Origin of the sequence: Flavobacterium sp. (assembly GCF_049318325.1) — a bacterium.
Taxonomy (GTDB): domain Bacteria; phylum Bacteroidota; class Bacteroidia; order Flavobacteriales; family Flavobacteriaceae; genus Flavobacterium.
Genome location: NZ_JBMOGQ010000100.1, coordinates 1 through 8,827, shown reverse-complemented (window position 1 = coordinate 8,827; position 8,827 = coordinate 1). Strand labels below are relative to the sequence as shown.

Annotated in this window: 6 protein-coding genes; 2 read left to right on the top strand and 4 right to left on the bottom strand. The window is 35.0% G+C overall.

The features are described 5' to 3' along the window. Positions 1–1,087 precede the first annotated feature (1,087 nt). Complete coding sequence (locus tag ACOYLP_RS09210) at positions 1,088–1,525, bottom strand: hypothetical protein (protein WP_422855882.1); 438 nt, start codon at positions 1,523–1,525, stop codon at positions 1,088–1,090. A gap of 273 nt (positions 1,526–1,798) precedes the next feature. Between ACOYLP_RS09210 and ACOYLP_RS09205 the strand changes: the two genes are divergently transcribed. Together ACOYLP_RS09205 and ACOYLP_RS09200 are read left to right on the top strand one after the other, a co-directional pair. Then, complete coding sequence (locus ACOYLP_RS09205) at positions 1,799–4,507, top strand: reprolysin-like metallopeptidase (protein WP_422855881.1); 2,709 nt, start codon at positions 1,799–1,801, stop codon at positions 4,505–4,507. 179 nt (positions 4,508–4,686) lie between these two features. Next, positions 4,687–5,967, top strand: a complete 1,281-nt coding sequence (locus ACOYLP_RS09200) for a zinc-dependent metalloprotease (protein ID WP_422855880.1) — start codon at positions 4,687–4,689, stop codon at positions 5,965–5,967. Positions 5,968–6,012: 45 nt separating this feature from the next. Here ACOYLP_RS09200 and pth read toward each other — a convergent pair whose 3' ends face one another. The 3 genes from pth to ACOYLP_RS09185 all read right to left on the bottom strand — a co-directional run bounded on the left by pth (position 6,013) and on the right by ACOYLP_RS09185 (position 8,528). Continuing rightward, positions 6,013–6,639 carry an aminoacyl-tRNA hydrolase gene (gene pth, locus ACOYLP_RS09195; protein ID WP_422855879.1) on the bottom strand — a complete coding sequence of 209 codons (627 nt, stop codon included), beginning with the start codon at positions 6,637–6,639 and terminating at the stop codon, positions 6,013–6,015. A 120-nt stretch (positions 6,640–6,759) separates the two neighbouring features. After that, a complete protein-coding gene (locus ACOYLP_RS09190) occupies positions 6,760–7,362 on the bottom strand; it encodes a 50S ribosomal protein L25/general stress protein Ctc (protein ID WP_422855878.1) in 603 nt (200 codons plus the stop codon). A 224-nt stretch (positions 7,363–7,586) separates the two neighbouring features. Further along, complete coding sequence (locus ACOYLP_RS09185) at positions 7,587–8,528, bottom strand: ribose-phosphate pyrophosphokinase (protein WP_422855877.1); 942 nt, start codon at positions 8,526–8,528, stop codon at positions 7,587–7,589. Between the last annotated feature and the right edge of the window lie 299 nt (positions 8,529–8,827).

Genomic DNA, 8,827 nt, shown 5'->3' with positions numbered 1-8,827 from the left:
CCCCAAAACCCCAAAACCCCTTTAAGACCTTAATGACGTGAAATATTTAATTTAAATTAGGGTGCTCAGTCAGTAATCATCATCATTATGATGATAATCCTCATCATTATTAACATAATCATCATCTTCTATTTCTTCTTCGTTGTTTATTGGATGGGAGATTAAAAAACGATTGTTGGCCTCGGTGGCAACATGGAAATAATCGTCATCATCATCTTCATAATAAGAATCTTAATCTTCACCAACATCAACTCCATCTAGATTAAATTATCCGTTCCATAATCGAAGCAATTTATTTCTTTCTAATTATTGATCAGTGATTTTCAGGCATTAATGCAAAATTGGATAATATTCTTTGCTGATTCTTCCTTTTTGCAATACGTCATGAAGAGGATTTGTCATATTATCCCTCAGCATTTTAACTCGAGGGAATCTAAGCTTTATTTGTTGTCTTAAATAATGATTCTCATCAACTAGCTCGATCATTTCTAGGGCTTCTTTAATGGTAACGTCTCCATCAATAATTATTGTAAGTGGACTTGATCTCTAGAAATCTATAGCAAAGCAATAAATCATCGATTGGAGATGAGTAAAAACAGCTTGAACTTAGGTGCAAAACTAAATGTGATATGTCTTTAATTTATTGGCTTAAGGCAAAGACCAGAGTAGCTATTCCCCATATTTGACAATCGCCTTGCTCCCATTAGAGTGAGTCATGGTAAGTGACCTTAGTTTAGTTAATTATTTGAGTAACTATTCACAATCAAACATTTGCGATGTTGTCCCGTCATTGATGAAGTCACCGTTGACCTTCAGACTCTACAAGTTTGGAGTTTGTGCAAGCATAGACTATAGGGACTTGAAATGCGAAATATCGCGATTCCTCTTCGTGTATTAAGTGCTTGACGTGAAAATTGAGGCATCGACCAGCTACTAAGGAGACTTGAGGCATTGATATATTAGATCTACTGCAGTTTAGATTGTTCTTGAATTCGTTGAATCCAGGTCATCAGTATATATCCCGCTGATTGATTTTGAAGTCGGAAGGATATGTTAAAGGGCTTCAGGTGGCTCTATGGTGAAGTTTTTAATATTCTATTTCTTCAGTGATCTGAGGGACTTCGTTTATTTTGAATTGAAGTTTAAAACGAATCACTTTTTTTGATGAAGTTACATGTAATTTGCCTTGATTAACTTTGAATAATCCATTTTTACCTCTACAGTTACAATATCTGCCAAAAAGCATTTTGGTATTTTGTAATATCTCATCGGTATAATTTTGATTGGTACTATTATTCGGAATTTCAAATACAACTTCTTCTCTATATCCTCCGTCATAGGTAACTTGATCTATGTTTTTTTCATAAACAAACTGCAAAACACTTGTTGAATTATTATTTTCTATTTTATATGTTAAGGAACCGTTGAAGTTGACAATTTCTAATTTTTTATTTTTTAATAAATATAATTTTTTGGAGCTTTTATCGATAGTGTCAAATTTTAATAGGGTTTTTTCTTCATTCATTTTTTTTGAGGTTTTGCATGAAGATAAAATAATTAACAAACAAGAAAAAAAGATAGCAATAAAAAACCTCATGATTTTTTTATATAAAAGTTACAGCAAATATAAGAAAAGAAGGAATCATTTTATGTTTCAAACTAAGTTATACAAAATGAATTAACTAAAAACTCTATAAAATGTTAAAATTCTATATGAATTATTCATTAATTATGCTTAAAATTTGCAGATTATTTAAACATAATTATCTTTGCACGGTATTTAATTAACAAACAAATTATGAAAAAACTTTTACTTTTAATTGTATTCACCCTAACAATCAATTTTTCTTTTTCACAAAGAAATAGTTCATGGAAACTTTTTGAAAACAACAAAGCGATTACATCAGATAAAATAAGACAAACGCCTTATTCTGTTAACCAAAAATTATTAGAATTCAATGCTGTTCAGTTCAAACAATCATTGGCCAATGTTCCGCAAAAATCCTCAGGGAATGCCGGAATCGTAATTCAACTACCAAATATTAAGGGAGAATTAGAAAAATTCCAAGTTTGGGAATCTTCAAATTTTGCCCCTGCATTACAGGCTCAATTTCCGGATATTAGAGCCTATGTTGGAAAAGGAATAACAGATCCTTCAGCAGTTTTAAATTTCAGTTTTGACCCAAAAGGAATCAGAACTATGGTGTTTAGAGCTAATACTGGAACTGAGTTTATTGAACCATATACTAAAGATAGTTCAGTTTATATAGTTTTTGATTCAGCCACAAGAATTAAGGGGAAATTGCCTTTTACTTGTAGTACTGAAGATTTTTCAATAACTCAAAATTTATCTAACAAAATAGTAAACAGTATGCAATCTAGCGCTCAATCATATAAAACTATGAGATTAGCATTGTCTTGTACTGCTGAATATACTACTTACCATGGCGGAACAATTGTTTTAGCTTTAGCCGCAATGAATCGTACTATGACTCGATGCAATGCTGTTTTTGAAAAAGACTTGGCTATTAAGTTATTAATTATTGCTAACAACAATTTAGTTATTTATACCAATGCAGCTACTGATCCTTATTCAACCGAAACAGGAACAGGTGCTCCTGCAGCCTGGAATTCAGAATTACAAAGTACCCTAAATACAGTTATTGGAGCTGCAAACTATGATATCGGACATTTATTTGGGGCAACTGGCGGTGGTGGTAATGCTGGTTGCATTGGCTGTGTTTGCGTTGACGCTACAAAAGGGAGCGGAATAACCTCCCCGGCTGACGGTATTCCTGAAGGCGATAATTTTGATATTGATTATGTTGCACACGAAATGGGCCACCAAATGGGCGCTAATCACACCTTTGCTTATGGTGGAATCTCCGGAACAGAAAATGGCACTACAAACGTTGAACCTGGCTCAGGATCTACAATTATGGCCTATGCAGGGATAGGAGGAAACGGGACAGATATGCAACCTCATTCAGATGATTACTTTCACTACAAAAGTATTGCTCAAATACAAACTAATATGGGTGGTAAAACTTGTCCAGTCAGCACTAGTTTAGCAGTTACTAATCCAAAACCTGGAGTTGCCGTTCAAGGTGCTGCTTACAGTATTCCTATAAGTACTGCTTTCAAACTTACTGGAACAGGAACAGGAACAGCCGGAGAAGTATTAACATACTGCTGGGAGCAAAATGATGATGCAACTACAATCAGCAATGCAGCTAGTATTCCTTCACCTACAAAAACTGACGGGCCAAACTTTAGATCACGCCCACCTAGTACTTCACCAGTGAGATATATGCCACAGTTTTCTGATGTTTTGGCTGGGAATTTAACCCCAACATGGGAAACATGTTCGTCAGTAGGAAGAACTTTAGCTTTTGCCTTTACCGTTAGAGATAATGTCCTTGGCGGAGGTCAAACTAATAGTGCTGCAACAACAGTTACTGTTGTAAATACCGGAGCAGCATTTGCAATTACAAGTCCAAATACAACAAATGTTTCTTGGAATGCAGGTTCTACTCAAACAATAACATGGGATGTTGCAGGTACAACCGGAAATGGCATCAACACAGCTAATGTAAATATATTATTATCGACAGATGGCGGGGCAACTTTCCCTATTGTTTTAGCAGCCGGTACTACAAATGACGGTTCAGAAACGGTAACACTTCCTTCTACACCTTCAGCTACCTGCAGAATTATGATAGAAGCAGTAGGAAATATATTTTATGCGGTGTCCAAAAATATTGCACTTGGTTATACTATTAATACCTCTTGTAATACTTATACGAATTCTACTTCGCTACCAATCCCTGATGGAGCAGGAGCAGAAGTATCAGGAGGAGCAGCTTCAAATACTATAAATGTACCTATAACTGGTATCATTTCGGATGTAAATATAGGGTTGAATGTCACTCATACTTGGCCGAATGATTTATTAATTAAGATTACTAACCCTGGAGATGTGACTCAAGTCCCTGTTTGGAACAGAGCATGTGCCGGAAATAACAATTTCAATGTTACTCTAAATGACGGATCTCCTGCTTTTACATGTGTGGCTAATATGACCGGAACATTTTCTCCTTCATCTCCTTTGTCTGCTTTTAATGGCGGACAGGCAAACGGAACATGGACGTTATCAGTTGAAGATTTTTATAATGTAGATACCGGAACATTGAACTCTTGGTTTGTTCAAGTTTGTACTGATGTTTATACATTATCAACTCCTTCAGTTGGTTTCGCAGATTTTGCGGTTTATCCAAATCCGAATAATGGTAACTTTAATATTCAATTTACAAGCAACGCCTCAAATGGAAACGGAGTAAAAGTGTTGGTGCACGATATGAGAGGAAGGGTTATTTTAGAAAATAATTTTGAAAATAGCGCTACATTTAATCAAAACATTCAATTAAATAATGCTCAAGCCGGAGTTTATTTATTGACGGTAACTGATGGAGAAATAAAACAAACCAAAAAAATTGTGGTGGAATAATTCACTAATTATAAAATAGTTTGAAAAGGAGGTGTTAGTTATTTCGCCTCCTTTTTTTAGTTATATGGACTACTTATGTAAAAGAAAGTAATTATGAGAAACAGCTAAAATCTAATAATTAGTTTGATTTATAAAATATTTAATTAATTTTGAAAATGTTTAAAAAAATAACACCAAAAATGAAATTAAAATTACTTTTAGTATTACTTGTTTTTCAAGTAGGTTTAGCGCAACAAAGAACTTGTGGAACACAAGAATTCATGCAAACCATTATGAATGATCCAGCAAAAAGAGCGGCTTATATTGAACAACAAAGTAAGTTTGAGGTTGAATTGCAAAGATTAGAATCTAATTCTTTAAGAAATACAAATGCGGTAATTCGAATCCCAGTAGCTGTCCATTATCCGTCAGGAGGCGCATTAACGGCAGCTATTAAAACTTGTTTAAGACGATTAGCTCAAAAACAAATCGATATATTAAATGCCGATTATAACGGGACTAATACTGATATCTCTCTGTGGTCAAATGTAAGTGCTAATTATCCGGCAACAACAACAGGAAGTATGAATGTACAGTTTGTAATAGCTACACAGAATCATCCTGTGGCAAGCGGACTAGTTAACGGAGATGTAGCCGTGACATTTGGCACTAACTTTTTGAATAACGCTGATACTGATGTAACTTGGGCAGGTTATTGTAATTTAGTAGTGAGAAATATTACCGGAGGAATTTTAGGGTATTCCCCTTTGGGCGGTTCCCCTTCCGGCGGTATGACCGTAGTAATAGACGATAATGCCTTCGGAGCAGCTTTAAGTCCCGCCCCAGCAACTTGTACAGGATATGTTCCTGGAGCACCATATAACAAAGGAAGAACTTTAACTCACGAATTAGGACATTTTTTTAATCTACGACATACTTTTCAAGCTTGTGACGGAGCTAATTGTTTAACTACAGGCGATAGAGTTTGTGATACTCCGTCTACTAATCAACCTCGTTATGATTGTAATGCGGCTGATAGCCCACCAGATCCAGCTGTATCTGGTCAAGCTTTAAGTACTTGTGGAGAGCTTCAATTAACAATGAATTATATGGATTATGTTCAAGATGCTTGTATGTATATGTTTACTGCAGGGCAAACAACAAGAATGTTGGCTTGGTATAATTCTATTGCAAGTCAACTTACTACAACAGCTTTAGCAAATGAGACATTTTTAGAAAATCAGTTTAGTATTTATCCAAATCCGAATAAAGGAAGTTTTACTATAGAGTTCAAAGAATTGGCTAATAGTTTTTCAGTTGAAGTTTATGACGTAACAGGAAAAACAATTTTTGAAAATAACTATGAGCAATCTTCAAATTTGACTCAGCTTATTAATTTAGAAAACCCAACTAGTGGTGTTTATTTTATTAATATAAAAAGCGATAAAGGAATTGTAACTAAGAAGTTAATAATACAATAATCTATTCTCATACTAATAAAAAAACCTTTCTATTGAAAGGTTTTTTTATTTTCCGTTAAAACTGTTCATAGTTTCATTTAAGCCAGCCAAAGCAAAAGATTCTACTATTTGTTTAGCCACTTCAAATCGTTCCGGAAGTTTTTCTTTTTCAGTTTCATTCCATTCGCCAAGTACATAATCTACTTGTTGTCCTTTTTTGAACTCGTCACTAATTCCAAAACGAAAACGAGGATATTCTGAAGTATTTAAAATAAGTTGGATGTTTTTCAAACCATTATGTCCGCCATCACTACCTTTCGATTTAATTCGAATAGTGCCAAATGCCAAATTCAAATCGTCAGTAATGACTAAAATATTTTCTTTGGCAATGTTTTCTTTTTGCATCCAATAGTGAACTGCCTTTCCACTCAGATTCATATACGTATTGGGCTTTAACAGAATAAGCTTTCTTCCTTTTATTGTGAATTCAGCAACAGCCCCTAATTTTGCCGTTTCAAAAGACACACCTTGTTTAGAAGCTACATAATCTACTATTTTAAAACCGATATTATGCCTTGTATTTACATATTCGGCGCCAATATTACCAAGACCGACAATTAGGAATTTTTTACTCATTTCTTCTGCTTTTTCAGAGATTGTATTTTTTGTAAATAGATTTTTAATCCAATTCATTTAGCAAAAGTAAACTAAAGTTTGTAAATCTCATTGCCACTGGCAATGCTCCTTTTATTTTCAAATATAAAAAAAGCACCAGTAAAACTGATGCTTTTTGATATCGGAAAAATAAATGAATTATTTTTTCTTTTTTGCTCCTTTTTCTGCTTTTGCAGCTTCTTGAGCCGCTTTCATAGCCGCACGAGAAATCTTAACTTGAGCAACAACTGTATTGTCTGGGTGCATTAATTTGAAATTAGGTGTAGGCAATTTAGTTACATACAATTTATTTCCCATTTGCAATTCAGAAATGTTTGCTTCAACATAATCAGGTAGATTTTTTGGTAAAGCCTTCACTTTTAATCTACGTTGATTCAAGTTTAAAACACCTCCTAAAAGTACCCCTGGAGAAGTTCCAGTTACTTTTACAGGTACTTCCATAATAATTTCTTTGTTTTCATCCAATTGAAAGAAGTCAATGTGATTGATTCTGTCTGAAACTGGGTGAAACTGAATGTCTTGCAAAACTGCATTGGTTGTTTTACCATCCAAATCTATCACAACTGTGTGCGCGTTTGGAGTGTAAACCAAGCTTTTGAATGCTTTTTCTTCTGCTGCAAAATGAATTGGTTGACTTCCTCCGTAAATAACGCAAGGAACCATTCCAGCATTACGTACCGCTTTGGTTGCTACCTTGCCCACGCTTTCTCTTTGTGATCCTTTAATCGTAATCGATTTCATTGTAAAATATATTAATTAATAAAAAAATTCTTTTTTGTCAGGGCGTTGCCCTCGTTCCTCGTGCCGGGCTATCGGCTGCACGCGGTGCTTGCCTCTATCCCTAACGCAATGTCATTCAAAGCTTCAAATTTAAATTTTCATTGAAGTCTTTATTCATTTAACTGCCAACGCGCCATCTTGCCCCTTCACTAAAACAGTCCACCGGACTGTTTAACTTCGTTCGGTCACATCAGGAATTTCCCGCTGATGGAATTGTTGTGTTGCACCATATGCATTACTTCTGCAAAAAGAGGCGCACAACTCACCACTTTTATTTTATTTGATTTCTTCTTTAACGGAATTGAATCGGTCACTATCAATTCCAATAATTTAGAATTTTCTATTTTTTCATAAGCTTCCCCCGAGAGAATAGCATGAGTACAAATGGCTCTCACACTTAAAGCTCCTTTCTCCATCATCAAATCTGCTGCTTTGGCCAATGTTCCTCCGGTGTCAATCATATCGTCAACTAGGATTACATTTCGTCCTTTCACTTCACCAATCAGCTCCATTGTGTCAATCACATTAGCCGCTTTTCTTTGTTTGTAACAAATCACCACATCCGATTCTAAAAACTTAGAATAGGCATAGGCTCTTTTTGAACCTCCCATATCAGGAGAAGCAATTGTTAAATTGTCTAATTGCAAACTCTTCACATAAGGCAAAAAGATAGTCGATGCAAACAAATGATCCACTGGCTTTTCAAAGAAACCTTGAATCTGATCGGCATGTAAATCCATTGTCATGATTCGAGTAGCTCCGGCAGTTTCTAACAATTTTGCAATCAGTTTTGCGCCAATCGGAACCCTTGGTTTGTCTTTTCTGTCTTGTCTTGCGTAACCAAAATACGGGATTACGGGAGTAATGTGTCTTGCTGATGCTCTTTTCGCAGCATCAATCATTAACAAAAGTTCCATTAAATTGTCGGCACTTGGAAATGTAGAGCAAACAATAAAAACACGCAATCCTCTTATTGATTCTTCAAAAGAAGGTTGAAATTCACCATCACTAAATTTTGAGAACGTAACTTTACCAAGCGGAACACCATAGTTTTTGGCTATTTGTTCGGCAAGATAGACGCTTTGCGAACACGCAAATATCTTTGCTTCTGGTTCTAAATGCGACATTGTAATTTGTTGTTTTGACCAGCGACACTCTTCTTTGGAAGTGCCTCGGGTGTAGTTAGTTAGTTGTTGCTCGTTTTACCGAGGTGCAAATTTAGAAATTTAATCCAACTCTGAAAGGATATTTTAGAGTATTTTTTTTAGAATATGATATTTTATTTTTTACATTTGCACCGTGTTTAAAGATAAGCAGTATTTATGTTGTTTATTTTTCGCGATAAACCAACTGTTGTTGGTTTTGTCTCCAAACCTGAATATACTTTTATTTAAAGAAAAGTATCGAAGGTTAAGCCCGGATGGCG